The following is a 14,408-nucleotide window of genomic DNA, read 5'->3' on the forward strand; positions in this document are numbered from 1 at the left end:
GTTTTCCCCATTCATCCATTGCGATTCGGTCAACCCTCGCCAAACGTCCCCGCGTTGCGTAAGGCTGAGCGGTCGTCCGGGACCGAATTCCGGACTGTCTCGTTCCTTAACCAGCAAGGGATGCCGATGCCACTCACCCCCCAGAGCGAACCGATACCGGGCGCGAGACGCGTGGCCCGGATCGCCGTGGCCGCCGGCCTCGTCGCCGCGCTGGCCGCGGCCGGGCCGATACCCATGGCGCTCGCCGCGGACCAGGCGCCCACGGCGGCCGACCCCGGCGTGAAGTCCGCCCACGACAAGCTCGGCTCCGACGACGCCGAGCTGCTCGCGGAGGCCAAGGCCGACGGCGACAAGACCGTGACCATGATGGTCGCCACCGCGCCGGGCAGCACGGAGCAGGTCGCCGAGCAGCTCGACTCGGTCGACGGCGGCCTCGTCGGCCGTACGTACGACAAGCTCGGCTACGTCCGGGCCACGGTGCCCACCGCCAAGGCGGACGCGGCCATCGCCGCCGCCACCAAGCTCTCCTCCGTGCACGGCATCGACCTGCGCGAGGAGATACCGCTGGACGACCCGCGGCCGAACGCGGGCGCCGCGCAGGGCACCAAGGCCGACAGCGCGTACCCAGCGCCGGGGAAGAACACCCCGGCCGAGAACCCGTACAACCCGTCCTTCGAGACCGGCGCCGTCGACTTCGTCGAGGACCACCCGAAGGCGGACGGCCGCGGCGTCACCATCGGCATCCTCGACTCGGGCGTGGACCTCGGCCACCCGGCGCTGCAGAAGACGACGACCGGTGAACGGAAGATCGTCGACTGGGTGACCGCGACTGACCCGGTCGTCGACGGCGACGGCACCTGGCGCCGGATGACCACGGCGGTCAGCGGCCCCACGTTCGCCATCACCACGCCCACGCTGGGCACCGAGACGTTCAAGGCGCCCGAGGGCTCGTACAAGTTCAACTACTTCTCCGAGTCGGCCACCACCGGCGGCGACATGGCCGGTGACCTGAACCGCGACGGCGACACCTCGGACGTCTGGGGCGTGCTGTACGACGCCGCCTCCGGCACCGCGCGCGTCGACCTGGACGACGACCTCGACTTCACCGACGAGGCCGCGATGAAGCCGTACAAGAACGGCTTCCAGATCGGTTACTTCGGCACCGACGACCCGGCGACCGAGATCGCCGAGCGGATCCCGTTCGTGATCGAGATCCGCAAGGACGTCGTCTACAACGCGGCCGGCGCCAAGGCCGACTACGTCAGCATCGGCGTCATCGAGGGTTCGCACGGCTCGCACGTGGCCGGCATCACCGCCGCCAACAGCCTGTTCGGCGGCCGGATGAACGGTGCCGCGCCCGGCGCCAAGCTGGTCTCCTCCCGGGCCTGCACCTGGTCCGGCGGCTGCACCAACGTGGCCCTGACCGAGGGCATGATCGACTTGGTCGTGAACCGGGGCGTCGACATCGTCAACATGTCGATCGGCGGCCTCCCGGCGCTCAACGACGGCAACAACGCGCGCGCCGAGCTGTACACGCGCCTGATCGACGAGTACGGCGTCCAGCTGGTGATCTCCGCGGGCAACTCCGGCCCCGGCGCCAACACCATCGGCGACCCGTCGCTGGCCGACAAGGTGATCTCCGTCGGCGCGACCGTCTCCAGGGAGACCTGGGCCGCCAACTACGGCTCGAAGGTGGAGAAGCGGTACGCCATGATGCCGTTCTCCTCACGCGGCCCGCGAGAGGACGGCGGCTTCACGCCTACGCTCTCCGCGCCCGGCGCCGCCATCAACACCACGCAGACCTGGTCACCCGGCGGTCCGGTCGCCGAGGCCGGCTACAGCCTGCCGCCCGGCTACTCCATGCTCCAGGGCACCTCGATGGCCTCCCCGCAGGCGACCGGTGCCGCCGCGCTGCTGTTGTCCGCCGCCAAGCAGAAGGGCATCGACCTCACCCCGGCGACCCTGCGCACGGCACTGACCTCGACCGCCGACCACATCAAGGGTGTGCAGGCGTACGAGGAGGGCGCGGGCCTGATCAACATCCCGGACGCCTGGGACTCGATCCGCGACGACGCCACCGCGCACACCTACACGGTGAAGGCGCCGGTCGACACCGCGATCGACCAGTTCCTGAAGACGCCCGGCTACGGCACCGGCCTGTACGACCGTGAGGGCGGCCTGAAGGCCGGCCAGAAGAAGACGTACGACGTCACCATCACCCGTACGTCCGGTCCCGCCACGGCGGTCCGGCACGAGCTGCACTTCGAGAACAACACGGGCGGTACCTTCCGCATCGTCGGCGACGACGTGGTGCGGCTGCCGCTGAACCAGCCGGTCACCGTCAAGGTGCAGGCCGCGCCGAAGTCCGCAGGACTGAAGAGCGCGATCCTCGAACTCGACGACCCGCGCACCGAGGGCATCGACAAGCTGGTACTCAACACGGTCGTCGTCGCGCAGCCGCTGAAGTACAGCTACGCCGCGTCCGGTTCGGTGCAGCGCAACAGCACGACCTCGTACTTCGTGACCGTGCCCGAGGGCGCCAAGTCGCTGGAGGTCGCGCTCGGCGGGCTCAAGGACAAGAGCCAGACCCGCTTCATCGCCATCCACCCGTACGGCGTCCCGGCCGACCCGACGTCGACGATCAACTGCTACCCGAACTACACCAACCCCGCCAACACCTGCCGTCCGGACCTGCGCGCGTACGCCGACCCGCAGCCCGGCGTCTGGGAGATCGAGGTCGAGTCGCGCCGTACGTCGCCGCTGCTGGACAACCCGTACAAGCTGGATGTCACCGTGCTCGGCGCGGCCTTCGACCCGGAGACCGTGACCGTGCCCGAGGCCAAGGTCGGCGTGCCGGCCGCCGCCTCCTGGAAGGTGACCAACGGCTACGCCGCGATCGACGGCAAGCTGGTCGGCGGACCGCTCGGCTCGTCCAAGACCGCGCGCCCGACGATCAAGCAGGGCGAGACCCAGACCAGCACGGTCGAGGTGCCCGCCGGCGCCACCTCGCTCGACGTGGCCATCGGCGGCGTCTCGGACACGGCGGCCGACCTGGACCTGACGGTCTACGACAGCACCGGCGCGGTCGTCGGCCAGGCCGCCGACGGCGACTCCGAGGAGCGGGTCTCCCTTGCCTCCCCGAAGGCCGGTACGTACACCATCGAGGTCGTCGGCTACGCCGTGCCTGCCGGCTCCACCGCCTACGACTACCGGGACGTCTTCTTCTCCGCCGCTCTCGGCAGCGTGAGCGTGGACGGCTCGGCGCCGGTGAAGCTCGGCACGGGCGACTCGGCCACGGTCACCGGCAGCGTCACCGCCGCCGCGGCCGCGCCGGAGGGACGTGAGTTCTTCGGCCAGGTGCAGCTGGTCAACGCGCGCGGCACCGCCGCGGGCGTCGGCAGCGTGAAGATCGAGAAGGTCACGCCGTAAGCAACCGGTACGGCTGAGGGGCGGGCGTCCGGGTGGGCGCCCGCCCGTCTGCTATCCGCAGGGTGTCGTGCCCGCCTGCGGCAACGTCTCGGTGAGCAGCGGGCGTTGACCGGCGATGGCCGCTTCGCCGACCAGCCAGAAGTCGGGGGACGCGCTGCCTCGGCGGATGACGACGAGTGCCCGGTCGCCCTCGTCGAGGCCGGCGCTGGTGGGGATCGCGAACGTGACCTCGGCGTCGCCGTCCGCCGGCTTGTAGGAGCGGGTCACGTCGAGGGTGACGCGTTCCTCCCCGGTGCCCGGGACGGGCCGGGTGTCCGTCACCTTCCCCTCGGCGACCAGACGGGCGCAGGCCAGGTACTCGGGGGAGCCGAGGGGGCCGGCGCCCTTCGAGGAGGAGTCGGACTGGGCGCTGTCGGCGCCCACCCCGGACGTCTTCGCCGCGCCGCCGCCGGCCTGGACCAGCAGCCAGCCCAGGCCCACCACCACCGCCCCGGCCGCCGCGACCCCGACCGCGCCGAGGGCGAGGGCGAAGGGGCGGCGTCGGTGCGGGCGTACCCGGACCGACGGCGCCGGGGCCTTCTCCGGTCCCTCCGGGACCTCCGCCACCTCCGTCAGCGCCTCGCCGATGATCCCCAGCTGCTCCCGCAGCACCGCCACGTCGGCCTCGGCCGACCGGTACTCGGCAAGCAGGGCGGCGTCCGCGCGTGCCGCTTCCGGCAGCGGCTCGCCGGTGATGACGGCCATCAGCGGGTCGCGGCGGTCCGAACCGCCCTGCCCGTCACGCTCGACGGTCACGTCACACCACCTCGTCCTCGTGCAGGCGGGCGCGCAGGGCCCGGACCGCCGTGTGCAGCCTGCTCTTGACCGTGCCCTCCGGGACGCCGAGCTCCTCCGCGATGGAACGCACCGGCAGATCGGCGTAGAACCGCAGGACGAGGACCTGACGCTGGGCGTCGGGCAGCTCGTCCAGGCCCTGGGCGACGGCGAGGGACAGCAGGCTGGTGTCCTCACCGGAGGGGTGTGCCGGCTGGCGCAGCGAGGCCAGGCGCTCCCCGATGCGCTCCTGGCGGCGCCGGGCCCGGTGCCAGTCCATGGCGAGGTTGGAGGCGACGACCGCCGCCCACGCCGAGACGTCCCGTGGTGCCTCGCGGCCGCTCGCGGCCCGCTCCAGCAGCCGCAGGCGCACCTGCTGCACGCCGTCCGGCAGGTCCGACTGCGGCACCCCGCCCAGCGCGAGCACTGCCCGCACCCGGCGCTCCTGGGCCGCGTCCAGGGGATCCCCGACATCACCGTGAACGTCGCCCCCCTGGCCGCGGCGCGCCATTCTGCGCAGCACAGCCACCCCTCTCCTTGCCGCGTTTCCCCTTGGACGCCCGGACGGGCCGAAACGTTCGGCCCCGCTTCGGGCAGTCATCAGTGGCATAGGTCATAGAGGCCCCGTCCCACCAGGCGGGCACAAGCCCAAAAGATTGGACACAGGGGCCCAGGTGCCCCGCATGATGGAAAGGCCCCGGTCAGGGACGGGGCGCTCGCACACCACGTAAAGGAGTCGTCGTGAGGGTCGGAATCGTCGGAGCCACCGGTCAGGTCGGCACGGTCATGCGCAGGATCCTCACGGAGCGCGACTTCCCGGTGACGGAGCTGCGGCTGTTCGCCTCGGCCCGCTCGGCGGGATCGGTCCTGGACGGCGTGACCGTGGAGGACGCGGCCACGGCCGACTACACCGGCCTGGACATCGTCCTGTTCTCCGCGGGCGGCTCGACCTCCAAGGCGCTGGCCGAGAAGGTCGCCGCGCAGGGCCCGGTCGTGATCGACAACTCCTCCGCGTGGCGCCGGGACCCGGAGGTGCCCCTGGTGGTGTCCGAGGTGAACCCGCACGCGATCGCGAGCCGCCCCAAGGGCATCATCGCCAACCCGAACTGCACGACCATGGCCGCGATGCCGGTGCTGAAGCCGCTGCACGAGGAGGCGGGCCTCGAAGCCCTGGTCGTCGCCACCTACCAGGCGGTCTCCGGCTCCGGCCTCGCCGGTGTGGACGAGCTGTTCGAGCAGGTCAAGAAGGTCGGCGAGGACGCGCCGAAGCTCACCCACGACGGCTCGGCGGCCGAGTACCCGGCCCCGGCCAAGTACGTCGCGCCGATCGCGTACAACGTGCTGCCGATGGCCGGCTCGGTCGTGGACGACGGCCTGAACGAGACCGACGAGGAGCAGAAGCTCCGCCACGAGTCCCGCAAGATCCTGGAGATCCCCGGCCTGAAGGTCTCCGGCACCTGTGTCCGCGTGCCGGTCTTCACCGGCCACTCGCTCCAGGTCAACGCCCGTTTCGCCCGTCCGATCAGCGTCGAGCGCGCCAAGGAGCTGCTGGCCGGCGCCCCCGGCGTGGCCCTGACCGAGGTCCCGACCCCGCTCCAGGCGGCCGGTCAGGACCCGTCGTACGTCGGCCGCGTCCGCCGGGACGAGACGGTGGACCACGGCCTCGCCCTGTTCGTCTCCAACGACAACCTCCGCAAGGGCGCGGCGCTGAACGCGGTGCAGATCGCGGAACTGGTGGCGGCGGAGCTGTCCGCCAAGGCGGCCGGCTGAGCGCACCGGCCGCTCTAGCGCTGCCCCGCCCAGGGCCTGCGCACCTCGTAGAGGAAGCAGCCGTACTCGACGGCCCGGACGTGGACGAGTGCCACCTCCGGGTCGTCGAACGCGTTCGTGAGCGCCGCCTCGAAGCCGTCCTCGACCAGACGGCCGCCGAGGATGCGGCCCTCGGCCGAGTAGCGGCGCAGCGTGCGATGCGCGTTCGTGAAGGGGAGGGCGGCGCCGCGCGGCCCCGCGCATTCGGCCGCATGGATGAAGACGGGGCCCTGTTCGTCGTACGCCCCTGGATCGGCGCCCGTCTCCAGGGCCCAGCGGCGCAGCGGTGCGTACGAGACCAGGGCGATGTCCTCGCCGGGGGCACTGCGGCGCAGGCAGCAGCGCAGCGGCGCCCCGCCCGCCTCGTCCGTCACGGCAGCCGTCCCGCGTCCCGCGTCGTCGACGGCACGCAGCTGCTTCAGCACCGGCGCTTCGATGGCTCGTGCAAAGTACGTCGTCATGGGCCCAGGTTCGCGCGCCCCGGCCCCGCCCACCGGCGGTAAACGGACATCGCCATCCGCGCAGGTCGCGTGGAAGGATGGCGGAACCGACACATAACGAGGAGATGACCGCGTGCCTGGCACAAACCTGACTCGCGAAGAGGCGCAGCAGCGGGCGAAGCTGCTCACCGTTGACTCGTACGAGATCGAGCTCGACCTGTCCGGGGCGCAGGAGGGCGACACCTTCCGGTCCGTGACCACGGTGCGCTTCGACGTCGCCGAGAACGGTGCCGAGTCCTTCATCGACCTGGTGGCGCCGACGGTCCACGAGATCACTCTCAACGGCGACCAGCTCGACCCCGGCGCGGTCTTCAAGGACTCCCGGATCGCCCTGGCCGGCCTGCTCCAGGGCCGGAACGTACTGCGCGTCGCCGCCGACTGCGCGTACACCAACACGGGCGAGGGTCTGCACAAGTTCGTCGACCCGGTCGACGACCAGGCCTACCTCTACACCCAGTTCGAGGTGCCGGACGCCCGCCGGGTGTTCGCGTCCTTCGAGCAGCCGGATCTGAAGGCGACCTTCCAGTTCACCGTGCGGGCGCCCGAGGGCTGGACCGTCATCTCCAACTCGCCCACGCCCGAGCCGCAGGACAGCGTCTGGGTCTTCGAGCCGACGCCGCGGATCTCGACGTACATCACGGCGCTGATCGTCGGCCCGTACCACAGCGTGCACAGCGTGTACGAGAAGGACGGCCGGTCCGTCCCGCTCGGCATCTACTGCCGGCCGTCCCTCGCCGAGTACCTCGACTCGGACGCGATCTTCGAGGTCACCCGGCAGGGCTTCGACTGGTTCCAGGAGAAGTTCGACTACGCGTACCCGTTCGAGAAGTACGACCAGCTGTTCGTGCCGGAGTTCAACGCGGGCGCGATGGAGAACGCGGGCGCGGTGACCATCCGCGACCAGTACGTCTTCCGCTCGAAGGTGACGGACGCGGCGTACGAGATGCGCGCCGAGACCATCCTGCACGAGCTGGCGCACATGTGGTTCGGCGACCTGGTCACCATGGAGTGGTGGAACGACCTGTGGCTGAACGAGTCGTTCGCCACCTACACGTCCATCGCCTGCCAGGCGGCCGCCCCCGGCTCGCGCTGGCCGCACGCCTGGACGACCTTCGCCAACTCCATGAAGACGTGGGCCTACCGCCAGGACCAGCTGCCGTCCACACACCCGATCATGGCGGAGATCAACGACCTGGACGACGTGCTGGTCAACTTCGACGGCATCACGTACGCCAAGGGCGCCTCCGTGCTGAAGCAGCTCGTCGCCTACGTCGGTGAGGACGAGTTCTTCCGCGGTGTGCAGGCCTACTTCAAGCGGCACGCGTACGGCAACACCCGCCTGAGCGACCTGCTGACCGCCCTGGAGGAGACCTCCGGACGGGACCTGAAGACCTGGTCGAAGCTGTGGCTGGAGACGGCCGGGATCAACGTCCTGCGCCCCGAGATCGGGACGGACGCGGACGGTGTCGTCACCTCCTTCGCGATCCGCCAGGAGGCGCCCGCGCTGCCCACGGGCGCGAAGGGTGAGCCGACGCTGCGCCCGCACCGGATCGCGGTCGGCCTGTACACGATGGACGACGAGGCGGGGAAGCTGGTGCGCCAGGAGCGCGTCGAGCTGGACGTGGACGGCGAACTGACGGCCGTACCGCAGCTGGTGGGGCGGCAGCGCCCGGACGTCGTCCTGCTCAACGACGACGACCTGTCGTACGCGAAGGTCCGCCTCGACGAGCAGTCGCTGGCCTTCGTCACCGAGCACCTCGGCGACTTCGAGTCGTCGCTGCCGAGGGCGCTGTGCTGGGCGTCGGCCTGGGACATGACCCGGGACGCGGAGCTCGCCACCCGTGACTACCTCTCCCTCGTCCTCTCCGGCATCGGCAAGGAGTCGGACATCGGCGTGGTGCAGTCGCTGCAGCGGCAGGTGAAGCTGGCGATCGACCTGTACGCCGACCCGGCCGCCCGCGAGACGCTGCTGGCCCGCTGGACGGACGCCACGCTGGCGCACCTGCGCGCCGCCGAGGCGGGCAGCGACCACCAGCTCGCCTGGGCGCGCGCGTTCGCGGCCACCGCGCGGACGCCGGAGCAGCTGGATCTGCTGGAGGCGCTGCTGGACGGCTCGCAGACCGTGCAGGGGCTGGTCGTGGACACGGAGCTGCGCTGGGCGTTCGTCCAGCGGCTCGCGGCCGTCGGCCGCTTCGACGAGGCGGAGATCGCGAGCGAGTACGAGCGTGACCGGACGGCGGCCGGCGAACGCCACGCCGGCACCGCCCGGGCCGCCCGGCCCACGCAGGAGGCGAAGGCGGAGGCCTGGACCTCGGTCGTCGAGTCCGACAAGCTGCCGAACGCCGTGCAGGAGGCGGTCATCGGGGGCTTCGTGCAGACCGATCAGCGGGAGCTGCTCGCGCCGTACACCGACAAGTACTTCGCGGCCCTGAAGTCCGTCTGGGACTCCCGCTCGCACGAGATGGCCCAGCAGATCGCGGTCGGGCTGTACCCGGCGGTGCAGGTCTCCGAGGAGACCCTCGCGAAGACGGACGAGTGGCTGTCGTCGGCGGAGCCGAGCGCGGCGCTGCGGCGGCTCGTGTCGGAGTCCCGCGCGGGCATCGAACGAGCGCTGCGGGCGCAGGCCGCGGATGCGGCGGCTCAGGGGTAACCCGCTGCCGGCCGGCCCGGTCGGGGCGCCCACCGAGTGCGGCTCGGGGGCGCCCCTTCGCAGGGGCGTCCTACGACACGACGATCGCGGGGCTGTGAGCCTGCCCGAGCTCCCCGCAGCGGCCCAGCCCCGCAGCCGCCCCGGCCCCGGCGGGGTCTGACGTCGGGGGCGAACGGCACCAGCCCTCGCCCCCCGGCCCCGGGCACACCACGACACCGGCCCTCACCCCAACCCGGCCGCCACCTCGCGGAGCGCCCCCAGCACCTTCCCCGCGGCGCCCGCCTCTCCGCCCTTCCGCACCGCCGCCAGTACGTGCCGCCGCGGCTGCTCCGCCGTCAGTTCCCGCATCACGACGCCCTCCCGTCGCGCCGCCACCGTCCGGGGCACCAGGGCCACGCCCATCCCCGCCTCCACCATCGCCAGGATCGCCGTCCATCCGGCCGCCGAATGCCCCTGCACCGGCCGGAATCCGGCCGCCTCGCAGGCTCCCCTGGTGATGTCGGACCAGGGCCCGCTTCCCCCGAAGATCCACGGCTCGGCGGCGAGGTCGGCGAGCCGTACCTCCTCGGCGCCCGCCAGCGCGTGCCCCCGGGGCAACGCCAGGTCCAGCGGGTCCGACAGCAGCCGTACGACGGTGAAGCGCCCGTCCGCGGCGGTCGGCGCCTGCGCGGCCAGCGACAGGGCGACGTCCACCTCTCCGGCGGCCAGCAAGTCGTACGCCTCCCCCGCCTCGGACTCCCGCACCCGCACGGTCACCCCGGGGTGCGCCCGGCGCAGCGCCCGCACGGCCGCTACGACCAGGGCCGGCACGGCGGTCGAGAAGGCCCCGACCCGCACCTCACCGACCTCCCCCCGCACATAGGCCGCCAACTCCGCGTCCGCCCGCTCCAGTTGCTCGAACACCGCCTCGGCGTGCCGCAGCACCAGCCGGGCCGCGTCCGTGAGCCGCACCCGCCGCCCCTGGGCCTGAAGCAACGGCACCCCCAGTTGCCTGGACAGATTCGTCAGTTGCTGCGAAACCGCCGAGGGAGTCATCCGCAACGCCTCGGCCGTCGCGGTCACCGTCCCCCGTTCCCGCAACGTCCGCAGGATGTGCAGCTTCCGGATGTCCCACTCGGCCATGAGACGCAAACCTACAGCTCAGCACCGCCGGTCCCCGGCCCCCAGCACGACCCCGCCCACGATCAGCGCCATGCACAGCATCTGCCCCCATCCCGTGCCCTCCCCGAGCAGCGCCCACGACAGCAGCGACACGCACACCGGTTGCAGGTAGTAGACGACCCCGGCACGCGCCGCCCCGACCAGCGCGATCGCCTTGTTCCAGGCGAGGAAGGCGACGGCGGACGAGGCGACCCCGACGTAGAGAAGCGGCAGCACGGTGCCGTACGAGGGCTCGAAAGCGCCCTGCACGGCGAGACTCACGCCCTGCGCGGGCAGCAGCAGCACCGCGCCGACGAGGAAGGTGGTGAAGAGGAAGCCCGCACCGCCCAGTTCGGCGGGCTTGCGCCGCAGCAGCGCGCTGTACGCGGCGAAGCAGCAGGTGGCGACGGTCATCCAGGCGGCCCCGGGCCCGAACCCGGCGCCCGCGCCCACCAGCAGCAGTGCCCCCGCGCAGGCGATCAGCAGTCCGGCGACCCGGCGCCCGCCGAGCCGTACGCCGCTCGCGCGCTCGCCCAGCGCCATCAGCACCGGCGACGCCGCCATGATCATGCCCATGGTGGCGGCGGGGGTGGTGCGGCCGGCCTCGTTGACGAAGGTGTTGTAGAGGGTGACGCCGAGCAGCGAGGCGAGCAGCACGAACCCGGCGTTCCGGTGGATCACCCGGCGCTGCCGCCAGGCCTGCCGGGCCCCCAGCGGCGCGACCACCACGAGCGCCACCACCCAGCGCCAGAACGCGTGCTGGACGGGCGGGACGCTGTCGTGCAGGGCACGGGAGGTGACGAAGCTCCCGGACCAGACGAGGGTGGCGAGAGCGGCGAGCGCGAGTCCGAGCGCCGGCCCGGCACTCGCCGGGATCGACGCCCTGAGCGCCGTACCGCGCGTGCGTGTCGCGTCACTGGAGGTCTGGTCGGAGGCTACGGCCACGGAGGTCCTTCCACTGGGCGGTGATCAGGTCGCTTCCACCGTCCCAGCGAGGCATCCGTCAGGTCCATCGAATCTTTTCGATGATTTCCTTCAGCAAATCCGAACAGTGGCGCCGAGTCATCCTCTCGACTCCGGGCAGCTCACGTGGGAGCCGTTTCCTTGCGGCCGCCGCACCCCGCACCGATACTCCCTCCATGACCTCGAACCCCGGCCCCTCCGCCGCACCGGGGGACCCGGTCGACGTCATCGTCGAGAAGTGGGCCGCCGTACGCCCCGACCTGGACACCAGGGCGATCGAGGTCTTCGGCCGCATCCACCGCCTCGCGCGCACGATGGACGACCGGATGCAGAAGGCGCTCACCCGCTTCGGTATCTCCCGTGGCGAGTTCGACGTCCTGGCCGCCCTGCGCCGCGCCGGCGAGCCGTACACCCTCTCGCCACGCCGGCTCTCGGCCACGCTGATGCTGACCACCGGCGGCATGACCGGCCGCCTCGACAAACTGGAACGAGCCGGCCTCCTGCGCCGCTCCCCCCACCCCCACGACCGCCGCGCCCTCCAGGTGACCCTCACCGAAGAGGGTCTCCGCCTCGTCGAGGACGCGGCGGGCGTCGCCATGGCCGTCCAGACGGCGGCCCTCTCGGCCCTCACGGACGAACAGGCCGGTCAACTGTCGGACCTGCTGCGGGAGTTGCTTGCGGAGGCGGACACCGAGGGCCAGTAGGGCGGGTTCAGCCGATGTGGGCCCTCAGGGCTGCCTCGATCCTGGCCGGGGTGGCGGAGCCGGCCGCCCAGGCGACGTAGCCGTCGGGGCGGACCAGGAGCGCCGTGCTGCGGGCATCCGTCCAGTGGCTCACCGTCAGGCGGTCGGCGCGGGGTGCGGGTCCCGGCTCGTGGGGCTCCGGGGTGATCAGGAGGAAGCGGCCGGTGCGCAGGGCCTCGTAGAGGCGGCCGGTGGTCAGGCGCGCGTCGGGGGCGCGGCGGCCGGTGAGGGGGTGGACGCCGCTCGGAGCGGGATAGCGGTAGCCGATGCCGGAGATCTGGGCCAGGGCCTTGCTGCGGGCGGGCCGGGCCGCGTTGACGAAGGCGGAGACCAGGGCGCGAGCGGCGCGCAGGACGGGGTTCTGCGCCCGGGCCAGGCGGACCAGGCCGCCGCTGCTGCGCAGCACCGCCTTGCCGACGGGGTGACGCTCGCTCTGGTACGTGTCCAGCAGCCCCTCCGGCGCCCAGCCGTGGACGGCCGCGGCGAGCTTCCAGCCGAGGTTGGCAGCGTCCTGGAGACCGGTGTTCATGCCCTGACCACCGGCCGGGGAGTGGACGTGCGCGGCGTCACCGGCGAGGAAGACCCGTCCGACCCGGTAGCGCGGCACCTGCCGCTCGTCGCTGTGGAAGCGGGACAGCCAGCGGGCGTCGTGCATGCCGTAGTCGCTGCCCAGGGCGCGGCGGGTGACGTCCCGGACCTCGTCGAGGTCGAGAGGGGCGTCGTCGGGGACCTCATGGCGGCGGTTCCAGCCCATCACGCGGTACCAGCCGTCACCGAAGCTCGCGATCATCGCGAAGGCGTCGCCCGCGCCGTTGACCGTGAGCACGCTCTCGGGCCTCTCGGCCAGCCGGACGTCGGCCAGGAAGAGGGACTTGATGACGGAGACGCCCGGGAAGGGCAGGCCGATCGCCGCCCGCACGGCGCTGCGGTGGCCGTCCGCGCCGACGACGTACGCCGCGCGGTGGGTCACGACCGCGCCGTCCGCACCCCGCACGTCCACGTCGACGCCGGTGCCGTCCTGCCGCAGGCCCACGACCTCGCTCTCGTACGCGAACCGCGCGCCGTGCTCGCGTGCCCGCCGTTCCAGCAGGCGCTCCACCTCGTACTGCGGGGTGATGAGCAGGTACGGGAAGCGGGAGGGGAGCGTGCTCAGGTCGAGGGAGAGACGGCGGAAGAGGCGCAGTTCGGTGAGGGTGCCGCCGGTGGCGATCAGCGGGTCGGCGAGGCCTCGGGCGTCGAGCTGCTCCAGGGTGCGGGCGTGGACGCCGAACGCCCGGGAGAGGTTGCTGATGCCGTGGGGGCGCCGTTCGAGGACGGTGACGGGGACCCCCGCGTGGGCGAGGTCGCCGGCCAGGAGGAGGCCGGTGGGGCCGGAGCCGACGACGATCACGGAGCCGGGGGTCCGGGGGGCGCCGGGGGTCTCGGCGGGGGCTGCGGTGCCGTTCATGGTGGCCTCCAGATGCCAATGCCAACAGGTGTTGGTCAACGCTTGTTGGCAACGGTAGAGCGGGGTACGGTGGAGTGTCAACGGGTGTTGGCCTACACTCGTTGGCATGCCGCACACCCCGCCCGCGTCACCGGCCTCCCCCGCCCCCCGCCGCTCCGACGCCACCCGCACCGCCATCCTCGACGCCGCCCGCGAGCGCTTCGCGGCCGAGGGGTACGAGCGCGCCACCATCCGGGCCATCGCGAAGGACGCGAGCATCGACCCGTCGATGGTCATGCGCTACTACGGCAACAAGGAGGGCCTCTTCGCGGCCGCCGTCGCCATCGATCTGAAGCTTCCCGACCTGACGGCGGTGCCGCCCTCCGGCGTCGGCCGCGCCCTCGTCTCCCACTTCCTCGACATGTGGGAGGACAACGAGGTACTGACCGCCCTGCTGCGGGTCGGCACGACCAATCAGGCCGGGGCCGAGCGGATGCAGGAGATCTTCCGGGAGCAGTTGCTGCCGGTCGCCCAACAGATCTGCCCCGATCCCGAGCAGGTCCCCACCCGGGCCGCGCTGTGCGCGATGCAGTTGCTCGGGCTGGCGCTCACCCGCTACGTCCTGCGGATTCCCCCCGCGACAGCGCTCGTGCGCCCGGAGATCGTGGCCTGGCTGGCGCCCACCATCCAGCGTTACCTCACCGCGCCGAGCCCCTGAGCACGACAAGCCACAGCCCGCCCCCGGCATCGACGCCGGACCGCCGGACCCGACTCCGGTACCCATCACCGTCGGCCCGCCGGCCCGTCGGCCCGCCGGCCCGGCTCCGGCGTAGGCCCCAGGACCGGCGCAAGGCGGCCGGACATGCCGAAGGCGCCGGCCTCGTCGACGTACGGAACGTACGACGGGGACGGCGCCTTCGGGAAGTGCGGTGGGG

11 protein-coding genes are annotated in these 14,408 nt (G+C 72.3%); 5 read left to right on the forward strand and 6 right to left on the reverse strand.

What is annotated here, in order from left to right:
• Positions 1-126: 126 nt before the first annotated feature.
• A complete protein-coding gene (locus tag ACIHCM_RS32120) occupies positions 127-3,429 on the forward strand; it encodes a S8 family serine peptidase (protein ID WP_399903676.1) in 3,303 nt (1,100 codons plus the stop codon).
• A 51-nt stretch (positions 3,430-3,480) separates the two neighbouring features.
• Here ACIHCM_RS32120 and ACIHCM_RS32125 read toward each other — a convergent pair whose 3' ends face one another.
• Together ACIHCM_RS32125 and ACIHCM_RS32130 are read right to left on the reverse strand one after the other, a co-directional pair.
• Complete coding sequence (locus ACIHCM_RS32125) at positions 3,481-4,224, reverse strand: hypothetical protein (RefSeq protein WP_399903680.1); 744 nt, start codon at positions 4,222-4,224, stop codon at positions 3,481-3,483.
• A gap of 1 nt (position 4,225) precedes the next feature.
• Positions 4,226-4,771, reverse strand: a complete 546-nt coding sequence (locus ACIHCM_RS32130) for an RNA polymerase sigma factor (RefSeq protein WP_399903683.1) — start codon at positions 4,769-4,771, stop codon at positions 4,226-4,228.
• A 212-nt stretch (positions 4,772-4,983) separates the two neighbouring features.
• Here ACIHCM_RS32130 and ACIHCM_RS32135 point away from each other — a divergent pair, with 212 nt between their 5' ends.
• A complete protein-coding gene (locus ACIHCM_RS32135) occupies positions 4,984-6,012 on the forward strand; it encodes an aspartate-semialdehyde dehydrogenase (RefSeq protein ID WP_399903686.1) in 1,029 nt (342 codons plus the stop codon).
• A gap of 14 nt (positions 6,013-6,026) precedes the next feature.
• On the opposite strand, the gene ACIHCM_RS32140 is transcribed toward ACIHCM_RS32135, so the two are convergent.
• On the reverse strand, positions 6,027-6,512 hold the full coding sequence (locus ACIHCM_RS32140; RefSeq protein ID WP_399903688.1) for a DUF1203 domain-containing protein: 486 nt from the start codon (positions 6,510-6,512) through the stop codon (positions 6,027-6,029).
• A gap of 112 nt (positions 6,513-6,624) precedes the next feature.
• Here ACIHCM_RS32140 and pepN point away from each other — a divergent pair, with 112 nt between their 5' ends.
• Positions 6,625-9,201 (forward strand): aminopeptidase N, encoded by a 2,577-nt coding sequence (pepN, locus tag ACIHCM_RS32145; protein ID WP_399903691.1) that lies wholly within the window; start codon positions 6,625-6,627, stop codon positions 9,199-9,201.
• 222 nt (positions 9,202-9,423) lie between these two features.
• Here pepN and ACIHCM_RS32150 read toward each other — a convergent pair whose 3' ends face one another.
• Entirely contained in the window at positions 9,424-10,323 is a 900-nt protein-coding gene (locus ACIHCM_RS32150; protein WP_399903694.1) for a LysR family transcriptional regulator, read from the reverse strand.
• A gap of 18 nt (positions 10,324-10,341) precedes the next feature.
• Positions 10,342-11,286 carry a DMT family transporter gene (locus tag ACIHCM_RS32155; RefSeq protein ID WP_399903697.1) on the reverse strand — a complete coding sequence of 315 codons (945 nt, stop codon included), beginning with the start codon at positions 11,284-11,286 and terminating at the stop codon, positions 10,342-10,344.
• 194 nt (positions 11,287-11,480) lie between these two features.
• On the opposite strand from ACIHCM_RS32155, the gene ACIHCM_RS32160 reads away from it, so the two are divergent.
• Positions 11,481-12,008, forward strand: coding sequence for a MarR family winged helix-turn-helix transcriptional regulator (locus tag ACIHCM_RS32160; protein ID WP_399903700.1), 528 nt, complete (start codon positions 11,481-11,483; stop codon positions 12,006-12,008).
• 7 nt (positions 12,009-12,015) lie between these two features.
• Here ACIHCM_RS32160 and ACIHCM_RS32165 read toward each other — a convergent pair whose 3' ends face one another.
• Positions 12,016-13,494 (reverse strand): FAD-dependent monooxygenase, encoded by a 1,479-nt coding sequence (locus ACIHCM_RS32165; RefSeq protein ID WP_399903703.1) that lies wholly within the window; start codon positions 13,492-13,494, stop codon positions 12,016-12,018.
• Positions 13,495-13,600: 106 nt separating this feature from the next.
• On the opposite strand from ACIHCM_RS32165, the gene ACIHCM_RS32170 reads away from it, so the two are divergent.
• Positions 13,601-14,191, forward strand: coding sequence for a TetR family transcriptional regulator (locus ACIHCM_RS32170; protein ID WP_399903705.1), 591 nt, complete (start codon positions 13,601-13,603; stop codon positions 14,189-14,191).
• Positions 14,192-14,408: the final 217 nt, after the last annotated feature.

The organism is Streptomyces sp. NPDC052023, from assembly GCF_044548465.1.
Lineage (GTDB): Bacteria > Actinomycetota > Actinomycetes > Streptomycetales > Streptomycetaceae > Streptomyces.

What these genes read in the sequence shown, in the direction of transcription:
- ACIHCM_RS32120 (WP_399903676.1), top strand. Translation starts at nt 127, where the DNA reads ATGCCACTCACCCCCCAGAGCGAACCGATACCGGGCGCGAGACGCGTG.
- ACIHCM_RS32140 (WP_399903688.1), bottom strand. Translation starts at nt 6,512, where the DNA reads ATGACGACGTACTTTGCACGAGCCATCGAAGCGCCGGTGCTGAAGCAG.
- ACIHCM_RS32150 (WP_399903694.1), bottom strand. Translation starts at nt 10,323, where the DNA reads ATGGCCGAGTGGGACATCCGGAAGCTGCACATCCTGCGGACGTTGCGG.
- ACIHCM_RS32160 (WP_399903700.1), top strand. Translation starts at nt 11,481, where the DNA reads ATGACCTCGAACCCCGGCCCCTCCGCCGCACCGGGGGACCCGGTCGAC.
- ACIHCM_RS32165 (WP_399903703.1), bottom strand. Translation starts at nt 13,494, where the DNA reads ATGAACGGCACCGCAGCCCCCGCCGAGACCCCCGGCGCCCCCCGGACC.
- ACIHCM_RS32170 (WP_399903705.1), top strand. Translation starts at nt 13,601, where the DNA reads ATGCCGCACACCCCGCCCGCGTCACCGGCCTCCCCCGCCCCCCGCCGC.